Annotated in this window: 18 protein-coding genes; 14 read left to right on the forward strand and 4 right to left on the reverse strand. The window is 69.8% G+C overall.

Annotated features, from left to right (window positions below):
• Position 1 precedes the first annotated feature (1 nt).
• Together BSZ36_RS00775 and BSZ36_RS00780 are read left to right on the forward strand one after the other, a co-directional pair.
• Positions 2–1,678, forward strand: coding sequence for an NFACT RNA binding domain-containing protein (locus tag BSZ36_RS00775; protein WP_094545261.1), 1,677 nt, complete (start codon positions 2–4; stop codon positions 1,676–1,678).
• Between the two features lie 106 nt (positions 1,679–1,784).
• Complete coding sequence (locus tag BSZ36_RS00780) at positions 1,785–2,687, forward strand: undecaprenyl-diphosphate phosphatase (protein WP_094545262.1); 903 nt, start codon at positions 1,785–1,787, stop codon at positions 2,685–2,687.
• Here the strand turns inward: BSZ36_RS00780 and BSZ36_RS00785 are convergent.
• Positions 2,680–3,129 carry an SEL1-like repeat protein gene (locus tag BSZ36_RS00785; RefSeq protein ID WP_094545263.1) on the reverse strand — a complete coding sequence of 150 codons (450 nt, stop codon included), beginning with the start codon at positions 3,127–3,129 and terminating at the stop codon, positions 2,680–2,682. The genes BSZ36_RS00780 and BSZ36_RS00785 overlap by 8 nt on opposite strands.
• A 12-nt stretch (positions 3,130–3,141) precedes the next feature.
• The gene (locus BSZ36_RS00790) at positions 3,142–3,369 is read right to left on the reverse strand and encodes a hypothetical protein (protein WP_094545264.1); all 228 of its coding nucleotides are present in this window, start codon (positions 3,367–3,369) and stop codon (positions 3,142–3,144) included.
• Between the two features lie 309 nt (positions 3,370–3,678).
• Here BSZ36_RS00790 and BSZ36_RS00795 point away from each other — a divergent pair, with 309 nt between their 5' ends.
• Together BSZ36_RS00795 and BSZ36_RS00800 are read left to right on the forward strand one after the other, a co-directional pair.
• On the forward strand, positions 3,679–5,037 hold the full coding sequence (locus BSZ36_RS00795) for a type II secretion system F family protein (protein WP_094545265.1): 1,359 nt from the start codon (positions 3,679–3,681) through the stop codon (positions 5,035–5,037).
• A gap of 49 nt (positions 5,038–5,086) precedes the next feature.
• Complete coding sequence (locus BSZ36_RS00800) at positions 5,087–6,973, forward strand: GspE/PulE family protein (protein ID WP_094545266.1); 1,887 nt, start codon at positions 5,087–5,089, stop codon at positions 6,971–6,973.
• A gap of 127 nt (positions 6,974–7,100) precedes the next feature.
• Here the strand turns inward: BSZ36_RS00800 and BSZ36_RS00805 are convergent, their stop codons facing one another.
• Together BSZ36_RS00805 and BSZ36_RS00810 are read right to left on the reverse strand one after the other, a co-directional pair.
• Positions 7,101–7,592, reverse strand: a complete 492-nt coding sequence (locus BSZ36_RS00805; protein WP_094545267.1) for a methylated-DNA--[protein]-cysteine S-methyltransferase — start codon at positions 7,590–7,592, stop codon at positions 7,101–7,103.
• A gap of 225 nt (positions 7,593–7,817) precedes the next feature.
• On the reverse strand, positions 7,818–8,111 hold the full coding sequence (locus tag BSZ36_RS00810; protein WP_218827504.1) for an ArsR/SmtB family transcription factor: 294 nt from the start codon (positions 8,109–8,111) through the stop codon (positions 7,818–7,820).
• Between the two features lie 196 nt (positions 8,112–8,307).
• On the opposite strand from BSZ36_RS00810, the gene BSZ36_RS00815 reads away from it, so the two are divergent.
• The 10 genes from BSZ36_RS00815 to BSZ36_RS00860 all read left to right on the forward strand — a co-directional run bounded on the left by BSZ36_RS00815 (position 8,308) and on the right by BSZ36_RS00860 (position 14,826).
• Entirely contained in the window at positions 8,308–8,883 is a 576-nt protein-coding gene (locus BSZ36_RS00815; RefSeq protein WP_094545269.1) for a YeeE/YedE family protein, read from the forward strand.
• Positions 8,880–9,452 carry a DUF6691 family protein gene (locus tag BSZ36_RS00820; protein WP_143536699.1) on the forward strand — a complete coding sequence of 191 codons (573 nt, stop codon included), beginning with the start codon at positions 8,880–8,882 and terminating at the stop codon, positions 9,450–9,452. The genes BSZ36_RS00815 and BSZ36_RS00820 overlap by 4 nt, the downstream gene beginning before the upstream one ends.
• 51 nt (positions 9,453–9,503) lie before the next feature.
• Positions 9,504–10,952: an MBL fold metallo-hydrolase gene (locus tag BSZ36_RS00825; RefSeq protein WP_094545270.1), complete on the forward strand. Its 1,449-nt coding sequence runs from the start codon at positions 9,504–9,506 to the stop codon at positions 10,950–10,952.
• Between the two features lie 43 nt (positions 10,953–10,995).
• Complete coding sequence (locus BSZ36_RS00830; protein WP_094545271.1) at positions 10,996–11,226, forward strand: YgaP-like transmembrane domain; 231 nt, start codon at positions 10,996–10,998, stop codon at positions 11,224–11,226.
• 76 nt (positions 11,227–11,302) lie between these two features.
• Positions 11,303–11,503 (forward strand): YgaP-like transmembrane domain, encoded by a 201-nt coding sequence (locus tag BSZ36_RS00835; RefSeq protein ID WP_094545272.1) that lies wholly within the window; start codon positions 11,303–11,305, stop codon positions 11,501–11,503.
• A gap of 90 nt (positions 11,504–11,593) precedes the next feature.
• Positions 11,594–12,769 (forward strand): TSUP family transporter, encoded by a 1,176-nt coding sequence (locus BSZ36_RS19160; RefSeq protein WP_179270949.1) that lies wholly within the window; start codon positions 11,594–11,596, stop codon positions 12,767–12,769.
• Between the two features lie 60 nt (positions 12,770–12,829).
• Positions 12,830–13,168, forward strand: a complete 339-nt coding sequence (locus BSZ36_RS00845; protein ID WP_094545273.1) for a high-potential iron-sulfur protein — start codon at positions 12,830–12,832, stop codon at positions 13,166–13,168.
• Positions 13,169–13,294: 126 nt separating this feature from the next.
• The gene (locus BSZ36_RS00850) at positions 13,295–13,609 is read left to right on the forward strand and encodes a thioredoxin family protein (protein ID WP_094545274.1); all 315 of its coding nucleotides are present in this window, start codon (positions 13,295–13,297) and stop codon (positions 13,607–13,609) included.
• A gap of 27 nt (positions 13,610–13,636) precedes the next feature.
• Positions 13,637–13,981 carry a rhodanese-like domain-containing protein gene (locus BSZ36_RS00855; RefSeq protein ID WP_094545275.1) on the forward strand — a complete coding sequence of 115 codons (345 nt, stop codon included), beginning with the start codon at positions 13,637–13,639 and terminating at the stop codon, positions 13,979–13,981.
• Positions 13,981–14,826 (forward strand): sterol desaturase family protein, encoded by an 846-nt coding sequence (locus BSZ36_RS00860; RefSeq protein WP_094545276.1) that lies wholly within the window; start codon positions 13,981–13,983, stop codon positions 14,824–14,826. The genes BSZ36_RS00855 and BSZ36_RS00860 overlap by 1 nt, the downstream gene beginning before the upstream one ends.
• Positions 14,827–14,877: the final 51 nt, after the last annotated feature.

The raw sequence follows: 14,877 nt of genomic DNA on the forward strand, positions 1-14,877 counted from the left end.
CATGGACTTCGTCACACTCCACGCCCTTGCCACCGAGTGGGACACCCGCTGGCGCGGCGCAGCGGTCACCGGCGCGTGGACGCAGAGTCCCCGCGAGCTAACCCTCGCGCTCCAGCTCGCCTCTGGCGACGCAGAACCCGGAACGCAGAACCCGGAACCTGGAACCCGTACCGACGCCTTCCGCGCGCTCTGCGATGGCGGCCTCCCGATGGTCTGGCGCCAGCCCGGCGGCGGGCGCCAGAGGCGCAACACGACCGACGTGCTCCCCGAACTCGTCGGCCGCACCGTCGAGGCCGTGCGCACGCCCGAGCGCGACCGCTTTCTCGTCCTCCACTTCAGCGGCGGCCTGCACCTCTGGGTGCGCCTTTTCGGCCCGCGCCCCAACGCGTTCCTGCTCCGCACCGGCGTCCCCATCGCCGCCTTCCTGGGCGACGAACCCGAAGCCCCCGCCACGCGGCCGGCGCCGCACCCCGAGACGCCCGAAGCCTTCGAGGGTCGCTGGCGCTCGAATCGCAAGAGGCTCTCCCAGGCCGTCGGCGCCGCCGTCCCGCTGGTCTCCGCGCCTCTGGCGGTGGACGCCTGCCGCCGCGCCGGTCTGGACCCCGACGCGTCGCCAGAGGCGAGCCCGCCCCCGGCCCTCTGGCGCGGCGTGCAATCGGTCCTGGACGACCTGAAGGCGCCCGCCCCGCACATCGCGTGGCGCGGGACGCCAGAGGACGGCCTGCCCGAAGCGCTGTTGCCCGCGCCGCTCCAGCACCCGCCCGAGGACTGGACGCTGGAGCGCTTCGAGAGCTTTGACCGCGCGTGTTCCGTCTTCGCGCGGCGCAGCCTGGGTAGCCGCCACTACCGCGCGCTCTACGCGCCCGTCGAGAAGCCTCTGGCGCGGCTCGCCGCCAAGCGCCAGAGGTCCGCAGACGCGATGCTGGACGAGCTCTCCCAGCCCTCGCGCGCCGACGGCTACGAGGCGTACGGCCATCTCCTCATGGCTCAGGCCTCTGGCGAGGGGCCGGGCCGCGAGGAGCTCGCGCTGCCGGACATCATGGGCGACCCGAGCGAGACCGTCACCATCCCGCTGGACCCCGCGCTGAGCGCCGTCGAAAACGCCGAGCGCTACTACGACAAAGCGCGCCGCACGCGCCGCTCGCGCGAGGAGGCTGAAGGCCGCTGGGAGGCCGCCCATGCCGAGGCCGAAGAACTCGGGGATCTGCTTGCGCGCCTCCGTGCTACGTCCACGCTCCAGGACCTGCGCGACTTGCTGGAGGCCGAAGACGCCACGCTCGCGCGCGTGCTCCGCCCCGAGGCGCGCGGCGAGACCTCGGAGCCGTTCCACCGCTTCCCACTCCCCGGCGGCTTCGAAGCGCTCGTCGGCAAGCACGCCCGAGGCAACGCGCACCTCACCACGCGCGTCGCGAGCCCGCACGACCTCTGGCTCCACGCCCGCGGCGTACCCGGCAGCCACGTCGTCATCAAGCGCCGCGCGCGGACCACAGTCGTCCCGCCAGAGGCCGTCGGCCAGGCCGCCCGCCTCGCCGCCCGCTTCTCGACGGCGAAAACGCAGAGCCAGGTGCCCGTGCAGGTGACCGAGCGCAAGTACGTCCGGCCCATCAAAGGCGGCCCGCCCGGCTTGGTGCGCGTGGACCGCGAGGACGTGCTGCTCGTGGAGCCCGCGACGCTCTAGCCTCTGGCGCCAGGGGCTCAGTCGCCGCCCATCCCTCCGCCCCGCATCCCCCATCCCTCCACGCGCCAGAGGCTAGCTTCGTGACCCCTCACGCCCGCCTCTCGCCATGCTCTGGTGGCAAGCCATCATCCTCGGTCTCCTGCAAGGGATCGCCGAGTTCCTGCCCATCTCGTCCTCCGGCCACCTCGTCCTCGGGCAGCACTTCCTCGGCATCGACGTGCCGCGGTACGCCAATGGTGAGGCCGACATCGCCTTCGAGGTGTTCGTCCACTTTGGGACCGTCCTCTCCATCGTCACGGTCTACCGCCAGAGGATCTGGACCATCCTGACGGACTTGGTGCAGGCGCTCAAGAACCCGAGCAGCATCGCGCGCGCCATCCAGGGCGGCCCCATCGAGCGGATGCCGGACGAGCCTCTGGCGGAGGAGTTCGGCGACGAAACCGGCGGCGCCAGAGGCCCCATCCCCAGCACGCGCCTCGCGCTCTACATCCTCCTCACGATGGTGCCGACCGGCATCGTGTACGTCTTGTTCAAGGACACGCTGGAGAACGCGTTCTCGAACCCGCGCTTGGTCTGCGGGATGCTGCTCGTGACCGGGACGGTTCTGCTCCTGACCCGTCTGCGCCCCAACCCGACGGGCCACTTCGGGCCGCTTAAGACGGTCCTCGTGGGCATCGCGCAGTCGATGGCGCTCATCCCCGGCATCTCGCGCTCCGGCTCCACGATTTGCACCGCGATCTACCTCAACGTGGACCGCAAGGAGGCCGCCGACTTCTCCTTCCTGATGTCGCTCCCCGTGATCGTAGGCGCCACGCTGCTCAAGACGCTGGACCTCATGGAGCAGGGGACCGCCCTCGGCGTGCTGCCTCTGGCGCTGGGCACGCTCGTCGCGTTCGTGGCCGGGATCTGGGCCATCAAGGTCGTCATCGCCTTCGTGCAGCGCGGCGACCTCATCTGGTTCGCGGGCTACTGCTACCTCGTCGGAATCCTGGGCCTGATCTTTATCTAGCCTCTGGCGCAGGCCCTCCGGAAACACGCCCAGAGTCTGCCTCAGCCGCGCCGCCAGAGGCCAGCCACGCCTCGTAGTGCGCGAGGTCCGCTCCGGCGCCCTCGCTTCCTTGCTCCACCGCCAGGCGTAGCCACCGCGCAGCCTCCTTGAAGTCCTGTTCGGCGCCTGCATCCTCCGACTGGTAGATCCACCCGAGGGCTTCCGAGGCGTAGACGTTGCCCTCGCGTCCCATCCGCCGGAGTTCTCGAACTGCACCCGCCTTGTCGCCCTCAAACCATTGGCGGTGAAAGACGAGCTTGAACGCCTGCTTCTCGTCACCGAGCTTTGCACGCCACTCCATGACGCGGTATGCTTGCTCACGCGAGGCCTCCGGGTCATCGTACGGTGAAGGACCACAGCCCGAAACGGCCAGGAGCAACACGAGGAGTGCAGCGATACGCATAAGGGGGAAGGGCTAGTCGGCCTCTGGCGCCACGCGAGCGCGTAGGCGCGAGAGAAGGGCGCGCGATGCGCCAGCCGCTCGAGAGCGGGCCTCTGGCGTGCGCGTGGTATCGGCCGCGAGGGAGTCCGCTTCAAACCGTACCAGCGGCGCCTCCGCGCTCCGCGCCTCGCCAGAGGCGAAATCGCCGCGCGCGACGCCAACGGCCACGAGGGCGAGAACCAGAAGAAATGCGAGCCGCACGATGCCAGGAGAGGGGCCCTAAGGTGTCGGCCCCTGACGGCGGGAGCCGAAGCCTCTGGCGAACGGACCCCCGCGTTGTCACGCTCTCGCGACGCAACGGAGCGGTGGCTCACCCGCCAGAGGCGAGAGCCGGACGAGGCGCGTTCGTTCGCGGCCGGTTGGGCCCGGCTCCCGGTGGTCTCGTTGGTCGCCAGAGGCCTCTTGCGGCCCAGCAGGGGCATCTCTCCGAGAAACCGGGCCGTCGGGTTTAGGCCGAAACGGTCTTCCGCCGATACCGCACCGGCAAACATCCCGCACCGCGTCAACACCATGGCCGAATTCCGATTCTCCGGCACCGCCGCCAGCGGCAAGTCCGTCTCGGGCACCGTCTACGCGCCCAACCGCAAGGCGGCGCAGCAGAAGGTGAAGAGCCTGTCTGATAAGCACGCCTTCCAGCTCCAAGAGCTGGAGAAGCGGGCGATGTTTCACTACAAGGTGAAGCACCCGTCCGGCAAGGTCGTCAAGGGCTCGCAGAAGGCGTACGCCGAGGACGAGATCCGCAACGCCCTCGCCCGCATGGGCCTAGAAGTTGTCTCGGTCAACAAGGAGCTCATCAGTCTCAATCGGAAGCCGCCCACGGGCGACGTCATCATGTTCGTCCGCCTCGCGGCGAACCTCCTGATGGAGAAGATGCCCTTCAACGAGGTGATGACGCTGCTGATGTCCGACATCTCGTCGGTCCCGCTCAAGCAGGTGCTGCGCGATATCAACTCCGACCTCAAGAGCGGCATGGAGGCCAAGCAGGCCTTCATGAAGCACGAAGACAAGCTGGGCAAGTTCACCGCCTACATGCTCGGCGTGGCCTCTCAGTCCGGCAACATGGCCGAGATCTACGAGGCCACCGCGCGATTTATGGAGCGCAAGGACGAGTTCCGTAAAAGCGTCAAGAGCGCCCTCATCTCGCCGATGATGACCATCCTGGCGACGATCGCCGTGTTCATCTGGTACGTCTGGTCCATCGTGCCCCAGACGGCCGGCCTGTTCGCCGACTTCGAGAACCTGGAGCTCCCGCCGCTCACCACGTTCTCGCTCGCCATGAGCGCGTTCCTGGACGAGTACATGGGTGTCCTCATCGCAGGGGTGCTCCTCATCGCGGCCGGGCTGTTTGCGTACTTCAGGACGCCGAAGGGGCAGATGCTCATGTCCAAAAACATGATCCGGATCCCGGTCATCGGGAGCCTGCTCCACAAGCTCAACATCGAGGTCTTCAGCCGCGTTTTCGCCATCCTCTACAGCGGATCGGGCGAGAACCTGGAGGTTATCAAGGTGGCCGCCGAAGCCTGCGGCAACCCGTACATGGAGCACCGCATCAAGACCGTCACCATCCCCATGATGATGGGCCAGGGTGCCGACCTGGTGCGCTCGATGGACGCCTCTGGCGTGTTCACGCCGATGGCGCTCTCGCGCTTTAAGACCGGTGCTGAGACCGGCGCGGTGCGCAAGGCTGCCCAGCAGATGGCGGACTACTACGAGCGCGAGACGACGCTCAAGCTCAAGGCTGCCGTCGAGACCATTCAGACGTTCGTGGGCCTCTTCATCGGCCTCATGGTCGCGTTCCTCACCGTCCTCTCGGCTGAGACCGCGATGATCCGCCCGTCCGCCAACGACATGATGGGCATGGGCGGCTGAGCCCGCCACGCCCCCGTTCCGCCTTTCTTCTCCTACCACGTCGTTCGCTATGCCTCCGGCAGCCCTCACCCGAACTCCCCGCTCGCTCGGCGGAGACGGCGCCTCTGGCGGCAGCCCCTCGGCTGTCCCCGGTGCCCCGCAGGTCCAAGACCGCGTCGTGCAGGCGCTGCTCCGGCGCGGGCAGGTCACTGCGGAGCAGGTCACGGACGCCGAGCGCGCTCGGCAGTCCCTGGGGGCTCGGACGCCCCTCTGGCGGGCCCTCGCCGGGACCCGCGGCGTAGACCGCGATCTCGTCTTTGCGCAAGCGGCGGCGACCTACGCCTTCCGCATCGCGCCCGTAGCGGAGCGGGAGCCGGAGGCCGAGTTCGTCAAGACGGTCATGGAGTCGTTCCCGGATGAACTCCGGGAAGAGCTGATCGACCTCCGGGCGGCGCCGTACGCCTACGCTCAGGATCAACCGAGCGGCATCCTCAAGCTGGTCTTTATCACCGAGGACCCGATGCGGCCCGAGCTCCAGAAGGCGGTCAACGCCCTGGAACTCGAACGTTTCGAGCTGTGCTACGCGCCAGCGGGCGCGGTCGACAAGGTCATCGAGGAGGCGTTCCCGCGCAAAAACGAGTACCTGGAGCGCCTCGCTGAGGACTCCGGCGCTGACTTCGACTTTGGTGTCTCGTTCGAGAGCGGCGACAAAAAGCTCGTCGACGAGGACGCGCTCGAAGCCGAGATCGCGCGCTCGTCGCTCGTCAACCTCGCCGAGGCCATCTTTGTCGAGTCCGTCCGCACGGGCGCGAGCGACATCCACATCTGGCCGAATGCCAACCGGCAAACCGAGGTGCACTTCCGCACGGACGGCCGTTTGCAGCACTGGCACACCGAAGACCGCGGCCACCCCGAGGCGCTGCTCTCGGTGATCAAGGACTCCGCCCTTAACGTGGACCGGTTCGAGCGCGACATGGCGCAGGACGGGTTTATCCAGCGCAAGGTGGACGGGACCCTGATCCGCTACCGCGTGAGCATCCTGCCGATTGCGAACGCCAACCCCGAGCTCCGCGCCGAGTCCATCGTTATTCGTGTCCTGGATGACCGGAAGGTGGTCACGGACCTCAGCAAGCTGGGCCTGCTCGAAGGCGCCCTCGCGCAGTTCGACAAGGCGATCCGCCAGCCGGACGGCATGGTGATCCTCACCGGTCCGACGGGCTCGGGTAAGTCCACGACGCTCGTCGCGGCGCTCAGCAACGTCGTCGTCCCCGAGATCAACGTGCTCACGGTCGAGGACCCGGTGGAGTACATCATCCCGGGCGTGCGCCAGATCAAGCTGAGCCACAAGCTCTCGCTGGAAGGCGCCCTCCGCGCGATTCTGCGGCACGACCCCGACGTGGTCATGGTGGGTGAGATGCGTGACAAGGACACCGCCGAGCTGGGCGTGAAGCTCGCGAACACGGGCCACCTCACGTTCTCCACGCTCCACACCAACGACGCGCCCTCGGCGGTCTCGCGACTGTACAAGATGGGCCTGGAGCCCTTCCTGATCGCGTACGCCATCAACCTGATCGTGGCGCAGCGCCTGATCCGTGGCCTCTGCCCGGACTGCAAAAAGGCGAACCCGGACCCGGACCTCATCATGGCCCGCGAGTTGGGCTTCAGCGAGGAGGAGATCGCGTCGACGACGTTTTATGAGCCTAACGCGGGCGGCGCTTGCCCCAACTGCAAGGGACGCGGCTACAAAGGCCGCCGTGCCGTTGCTGAGGCGCTGTACTTCTCGCCCGCCATCCGTCAGGCCATCGTCGAGGCCGGTGACACGATCGACGAGGACGGCATCCGCGAACTCGCGATCAGCGAGGGCATGCTCACGCTTCAGGCCTCGGCCCGCGAACTCGTCAAGCGTGGCGATACGAGCATGAGCGAGATGATGCGCGTCACGGCCGGCGAGCACTAGCAGGGTAGGGGATGCGCGCCTCAGGGGCGCGGGCTGAGCAGATCTGCCGCCAGAGGCCTCGTCCAAACCGGGCCTCTGGCGTTGCTTCCCGCGGCCCCATCTCCACGCCGCCTCTGGCGCCAGATGCTTAGAACAGCGACTGCTGGCGCGATTCCAGCGCGAGAAGCGCGCGCTTGCGGTGCAGCCCGCCCGCGTAGCCCGTCAGCGACCCGTCGGCGCCGATCACGCGGTGGCAGGGAACGACGATCGCCAGGGGGTTCTGCCCGTTCGCCGCGCCGACCGCCTGCGCCGCCAGAGGCTGCCCGAGGGCTTTCGCGAGGTCGCCGTAGGAGCGCGTCTCGCCGTGCGGGATCGCCCGAAGCTGGTCCCAGACCGCGCGCTGGAACGGCGTGGCGGGGACCCGCCCCACACGGCAGGCCTCTGGCGCCAGAGGCAGGTCGAAGGCCACGCGCTCGCCTGCGAAGTAGGCGCCGAGGTGAGCGCGGAGATTCCCAAACGCCGGGTCGTCCCGCCGGGCCTCTGGCGGGGGCGCAGCGTCAAAGGCGAGCGAGGTCAGCGCGGCGCCGTTCGAGAGCGCGAGGAGGTCGCCGAGATGGGTGGGGAGGAGGGCGTAGAGCACGGCGGCAATCTCGCGCGGCAGGTGGGGTGCCGCCAGAGGCCGGCATTGCACGGAGCGGCTCGACCTGGTGAGTCCGCGACCGGCGTCACGAGATCGCCGCGCTCCGCTCGCGATGACACCGGTTGGGGAGGCGAAACAGGTGCGCCTCTGGCGCCAGGAGCTTGCGCGTTCGCCAGAGGCCGGCTTGCTTCCAGTCCCCAGTCCCCAGCGGTCCCCGCCAGAGGCCTAGTCCTGCGTGGCACGGAGGGAGCCGCAGACGAGGAGGCAGAGGCCCGGCACGCTGGCGTCCGTGACGCGGTAGACCGCGTGCGAGCCGTTGCGGCGGGCGCCGACAAGGCCGCCCTCGGCCAGCTTGCGGAGGTGCTTGGACGTGTTCTGGTGGCTCTGCGCCGTCACGTCCGCGAGGTCCTGCACGCTGGCCTCGCCGCGCTCCAGGAGGACGTTGAGGAGGCGCAGCCGCACAGGGTCGCCCATGAGGCGGAAGCGCTCGGCGGCGCTTTCGAGGAGGGAGGCGGGCACGGGGGCGTCCATGAGCGGGAGAATACTGCACGGCGCGCCCAGCGGCGCGCGCGGCGCCAGAGGCCTCTGGCGCGTGTGGCCTCTGGCGCGTGGGACGGTGGTACAACCGAGGAGGCGTGTCTTCTTCGCTCCTTTGCTGTTCAGATGGAACGATGCAACCGTGGGGTTGTATGTTGGGCCAAGCAACCCCACCACCATGCTCGCTGCCGTCTCCCCACTCCCGTGGTACGTCGCCGGTCCTCTGATCGGCCTCCTCGTGCCCATTTTGCTTCTCGTAGGAGGCCGAACCTTCGGTGTCTCCGCCAACCTCCGCCACGCCTGCGCGGCGATCCCGCTGCCGCAAGGGGCCAAGCCATCGTTCCTGCGCTACGACTGGCGTACAACCGGCGCGTGGAATCTCATCTTCGCGCTCGGCATCGGCGTCGGCGGCTTTGTCGGCCTCCGGCTGCTCTCCGACCCGAGCGCGCCTCTGGCGCTGGCGCCCGAGACCGCCGCGGCGCTTGCGGGCATGGGCATCACCGATCTGACGGGCTTCGTGCCGTCGCAGCTCATCTCGTGGAGCGCGCTCGCGACGCCCGCCGGCGCGCTGCTCGTGATCGGCGGCGGCTTCCTCGTGGGCTTCGGCGCGCGGTGGGCGGGTGGCTGCACGAGCGGCCACGCCATCACAGGCCTCGCCACGCTCCAAGTGCCGTCCCTCGTCGCCGTCGGCGGCTTCTTCGCCGGTGGCCTCCTCGTCGTCCACGTTCTCCTCCCGTTTCTCCTCGCACCATGACGCCCCCCGATCCCCGCTGGCGTCACGCCGACGCCCCCGACTCCGCCTCTGGCGGCGTCGCCACCCTCGCGCCAGAAGCCTGCACGGACACGCAGCAGGTGGACCACCGCCCCGGCGATCCCGCCTCTGGCGTGTCGTTCGGCGCCTTTCTCCTCTACGGCCTGCTCGGCGCCGCTTTCGGGCTCGTCCTCGTGCAGAGCCAGGTCGTCTCGTGGTTTCGCATCGTCGAGATGTTCCGCTTCGAGAGCTTCCACATGTACGGCGTGATCGGCTCGGCCGTGGCGACCGCCGCGCTCGGCGTGTGGGCGATCCAGAAGCTTGGTCTCACGACGGCCTCTGGCGAGCCCATCCGCATCGCGCCAAAGGCGTGGGGCGATTCCCGCGTGCCCGGCGCCCGCTACTGGATGGGCGGGACCGTGTTCGGACTGGGCTGGGCGCTGCTCGGCGCGTGCCCCGGCCCGCTCGTCGCCCTCCTCGGCGGAGGCATCAGCGTGATGCTCGTCGCCCTCGTGGCGGCCCTTGCCGGGACGTGGAGCTACGCGCTGCTCCGCGACCGACTCCCCCACTAGTACACTGAATCCGACCGCGCGGCCTCTGGCGGCGCTCCGACCCCGACCGACATGCTGTTCCGACAGATCACCGATTCCAAGCTCGCGCAGTACGCCTACCTCATCGGCTGCCAGCGCACCAAAGAGGCGCTCCTGATCGACCCCGAGCGCGACATCGACCGCTACCTCGCGATCGCGGCCGAGGAGGGCCTGACGATCACGCACGTCGCCGAGACGCACATCCACGCCGACTTCCTCTCGGGCGCCAGAGGCCTCGCCGAGGCAACCGGCGCGCGGCTGTTCCTCTCCGCCGAGGGCGAGGAGGCGGGCTGGGGCTCGTTCTGGGCCAAGGACCGCGAGGACGTGACCTTTCTCCGCGACGGCGACACGTTCCGCGTCGGCAACATCGAGATCACCGCCGTGCATTCGCCCGGCCACACGCCGGAGCACCTGAGCTACCTCGTCACCGACCACGGCGGCGGCGCGTCCACGCCGATGGGGATCGCCTCTGGCGACTTCGTGTTCGTGGGCGACCTCGGTCGGCCGGACCTTTTGGAGAGCGCCGCCGGGCAGGCCGGCGCGCAGGACCCGGCGGCGCGCGCGCTCTACGACTCGGTCCAGCGCTTTCTCGATCTGGACGACGGGCTCCAGGTCTGGCCCGGCCACGGCGCGGGAAGCGCGTGCGGCAAGGCGCTCGGCGCGATTCCGCAGTCGACCGTCGGCTACGAGCGGGCCTACAACGGCTCTATCGACGCGGCCCGACGCGGACAAGAGGCCTTTGTGGACGCGATTCTGGACGCGCAGCCCGAGCCGCCGCTCTACTTCGGCCGCATGAAGCAGCAGAACCGCGACGGCGTCCCGCCTCTGGCGGCGCTGCCCACGCCGCGCGCGCTCTCGCCGCAAGAACTCGCGGACCTCGCGCCAGAGGCCGTCGTGATCGACACGCGCGCCGACCGCTCGGCGTTTATGGCCGCGCACCTGCCCGGCGCGCTATACAGCCCGCTCGGCAAGTCGTTCAACACCGTTGTCGGCTCCTTCGTGACCGACCCCGCGACGCCGCTCGTGCTCGTCGCGCCAGAGGCCCGCATCGAGGAGGCCGTGCGCGATCTGGTCCGCATCGGCTACGACAACGTGCAGGGCTACGCGACCTACGAAACGCTCCAGGCCGCGCTCGACGCCTCTGGCGGCGAGACGATCCCCGAGGTGACGTTCGAGGACGTGGTGAGCCGCGCGCCAGAGGCCGCCGTGCTCGACGTGCGCCGGCTGGCCGAGTTCGGCGCAGGCCACGTGCCGGGCGCGACGAACATCGCGCACACGCGCCTGGCCGGGCGCTTGGGCGATGTCCCCGAGGGCTCGCCGCTCTACGTCCACTGCCAGAGCGGCGTCCGCGCCGCCGTCGCCGCCGCGTTCCTCGCCCGCGAAGGGCGCGACGTGCGCTACGTGGGCGACGGCTTCCCTCACTACCGCGAGATCGCCTCTGGCGCCGTCGAGACCGGCATGCCAGAGGCGCAGACCGCCTGATCCTACCACGCGCCAGAGGCCTCTGGCGCCATCCCCGACCCCGATGAAAGACGCTTTCGTTCAGTTCATGGTCTCGCCCGCCGGCCGCGCCACGCGCGTCGCCGCTGGGCTGGGGCTCCTCGCGCTTGGCCTCTCGCGCCGACCCAAGCCGGGCGGCACGCTCACCGCCGCGCTTGCCCTCGTTCCGCTGGGCGCGGGCGCGTTCGACGTGTGCGCGCTCGGGCCGCTGCTGGGCGCTCCGCTGAGCGGCGCCGAGGCGCGGGCATCTCTCTAACGCCCGAGGCCTCTGGCGGCCTGTGGCCTGTTCTGCGTCGGTTTGCTGTATAGAAGGGCCCCCCGCCTTTCCAACGATGACCGACACGTTTCTCCGCTTTATGGGCTCCGACCGGGGCCGCCTTGCTCGCGTTGCCGCGGGCTCCAGTTTGTTCACGTGGGGCCTTACGGCCCTCGATACGTGGCCGGGCCGAATCGCCGCCCTCGCGGCGCTCGCGCCACTCCTTTCGGGCCTCAGCAACCGCTGCGTGCTCCCGCCGCCTTCCGACGCCCGCTAGGGGCCGCGCTGCCGCCAGAGGCCTCTGGCGCGAGCATCGGAGGGAGGCTCAACCCCTGACGGGCACACGCTGCCCGTCCCGATTCTTTCCATGCTCTACGCACTCCTCGGCGCCGTCGCCATCGGCCTCGTTCTCGGCCTCCTCGGCTCCGGCGGCTCCATCCTCGCCGTCCCGGTTCTCGTCTACCTCGCGGATCAGCCGGAGAAGGTCGCCATCGCGGAGAGCCTCGCGATCGTCGGCGCCATCGCGTCGGTCGGCGCGCTGACGTACGCGCGCCAGGGGCTCGTGGACTGGAAAAGTGTGCTGGGCTTCGGCGTGCCGGGCATTATCGGGACCTACGCGGGGGCGGCGCTCGCGGCGTACGTGCCGGGCGCGGCGCAGCTCGTGCTGTTCGGGATCGTGATGATCGGGGCTGCTGGCGCGATGCTGAAGGGCCGCGCCGGAATGGAGGCGGGGCGCCAGAGGCGCGCGGCGTGGGTGGTGGCGCTGCTGGGCGCGGGCGTCGGCGTGATGACGGGCTTGGTCGGCGTCGGCGGCGGCTTCCTGATCATCCCGGCGCTCGTGCTCCTCGTCGGGCTGGACATGCGCCTCGCGGTCGGCACGAGCCTCTCCATCATCGTGCTCAACAGCGCGACGGGTTTTTTGAAGTACCTCGACGTGCTCCAGGCCTCTGGCGGCGGCGTGGACTGGGGGCTCGTGGGGCTGTTCGCGGCCATCGGCATCGGCGGCTCGCTTGTCGGCGCGAAGATGAGCCAGCGCGTGCCGCAGAAGCAGCTGCGGCGCGGCTTCGCGGTCTTCCTCGTCTGCATGGGCCTCTTTATCCTCGTGCAGGAAGGCCCGCGCGTCTTCGAAGCCGAGGCGGCGCCTCTGGCGGAGACCGCGCAGGCACCCGCGCCAGAGGCCGCTACACTCGCAACGCCAGAGGCCGTCGCGCCAGAGGCCGACCCGATCCTCGGCTCGCTCTCGCCCGCCGAAACGGCGGCGTTTCTCGACGCCACGCCCCAGGCGCAACTCGTGGACGTGCGGACGGGCCTGGAGATCGCCGCCAGCGGCACGCTCCGGGGTGCGAGCACGATCGCGTACGGCCCCGGCTTCGCGGGCCGCGCGGCGTCGGCGCTGGACCCCTCGCGCCCGGTGGTGCTGTACTGCGCCTCTGGCGCCCGCTCTGGCCGCGCGGCGCAGTCGCTTGCAGACGCCGGTTTTTCCGAGGTCTACAACGCCGGGGGATTCTCCTCGCTCGAAACCGCTGGTCTCCCCACGGAATAGGCTCTTTCCATCCAGGCCGCACCGGCCTCTGGCGCCCTGGCGCCGCATCCCCGCACTCCCATGCCCAACTCCGTTTCCCGCCGCGATTTCCTCGCCCGCTTCGCCGCCGCTGGCGCCGTCGTGAGCGCCTCCGGTCTCCTCACCGCCTGCGGTGGGGGAGGCGCGCCCACCACGGCCGCCGCCTGCGAGGGCTACGCCTCGGTCGCGCCCGCGGACCTGCAGATCCGCCAGACGTTCCAGTACGTGGACCAGACGCCCAACGCGGCGCAGAACTGCGCGAACTGCGCGTCCTACATCGCGCCTGCGGGCGAGGGCGCGTGCGGCGGCTGCAAGCTCTTCGCCGGGCCGGTCGTCGCGAACGGCTACTGCACCGGCTGGGCCGCGATGCCGGCGGCGTAATTGCGCCAGAGGACACCAGCCTCCCCGCCGGGTGCCATCGCGAGCGAAGCGCCGCGACCCGATGGCACCGAGCGCCCTCCGCCCTACTCGCCGCGTCGCTCTTCGCGATGACACTCGCCTAACCCGATGCCCGACAAATTCCAGACCGCCGTACTCGACAAGAGCCACGAGAAACCCGTCCTCGTCGACTTCTGGGCGCCGTGGTGCGGCCCGTGCCGCGTGCTCGGGCCGACCATCGAGAAGCTGGCCCGCGAGAGCGGCGGCGCGTGGCGCCTCGTCAAGATCAACACCGACGCGCACCCGGCGCTGAGCCAGCGCTTCGAGATCCGCGGGATTCCCGCCGTCAAGCTGTTCGTCGATGGTGAGGTCGAAGCGGAGTTCACGGGCGCGCTTCCCGAGCCCGAGATCCGCCGCTGGCTCAGCGCTCACCTTCCTTCCTAGCCTCTGGCGCCAGAGGCGCCCCTCACGATGTCCTTCCTCTCCCGCCTCATGGGCGGCTCCAGCAACGCCATGTCCCCCTCCGATTACGTCGCCGATCACGACGCCGACGCGCCGCTCCTCGATGTCCGCACGCCCGGCGAGTACGCCGGCGGCCACCTCAAAGGCTCCGTCAACGTGGACGTGATGGCGCCCGATTTCCAGCAGAAGATCGAGGCGATGAACCTGCCCGCCAGCGGCCCTGTCTACCTCTACTGCCGCTCCGGCAACCGCTCCGGGCAGGCCGCGAAGGCGCTCCAGCAGATGGGCCACGAGGGCGCGACCAACATCGGCGGGTTCGAGCCTCTGGCGAAGGCCGGCGCCGAGGTCGCGTGATGGATCTAGGCGCTCTTCAGCTCACGCAGTCGGCGGCGGCGGTGGCGGTCCTCGCCGCGCTGCTGCTGGCGGAGAGCGCCCACCCGTTTTTCGACTTCTTCCGCCAGAGGCGGACGGAGCGGGGGCGGCACGCGCTCCGCAACCTCGCGCTCGGGCTCGCCAACGGCGCCCTCGTGGCCGTCGTCTTCGCGAGCCTCTGGGTGCTCGCGGCCGATGCGGCCTCCGCCAGAGGCTGGGGGCTCCTCAACCTCGTGCCTCTGGCGCCGTGGCTGCACGCCATGCTCGCGGTCCTGCTGCTCGACGTGTGGACGTACGCGTGGCACCGCGCCAATCACGTCGTCCCGTTCCTCTGGCGCTTTCACCGCGTGCACCACTCGGACGCGCACATGGACGTGACGACGGCGAGCCGCTTCCACACCGGCGAGATCGTGCTCTCGTCCGCGCTCCGCATCCCGCTACTCGTGCTTATCGGCGCGACGGCGTGGGAGCTTGTGCTGTACGAGACGCTGATGTTCGCCGTCGTGCAGTTCCACCACGCCAACATCGGCGTCGGCCCGCGGCTGGACCGGGCGCTGCGCGCCGTCATCGTGACGCCGCACGTCCACAAGGTGCACCACTCGCGGGTGCAGCGCGAGACGGACTCCAACTACAGCGCGCTCTTCTCGTGGTGGGACCGGCTTTTCGGCTCGTTTCGCCTCCGCGAGAGGCCCGAGACCATCGACTTCGGCCTCAACCAGTTCCCGGGCGAGGAGTCCATGGGCTCGCTCCTGCGCATGCCTCTGGCGCCGCACTACGTGGAGGCGGAGGAGGCGCCCGAAGCCTCTGGCGAGGCGGCCGGGCTATGAACACGCTCTGCTTGCGCTCTACCCCAATCGGCGTCATCGCGAGCGAACGCG

The sequence above is a fragment of the Rubricoccus marinus genome (genome assembly GCF_002257665.1).
GTDB lineage: Bacteria > Bacteroidota > Rhodothermia > Rhodothermales > Rubricoccaceae > Rubricoccus > Rubricoccus marinus.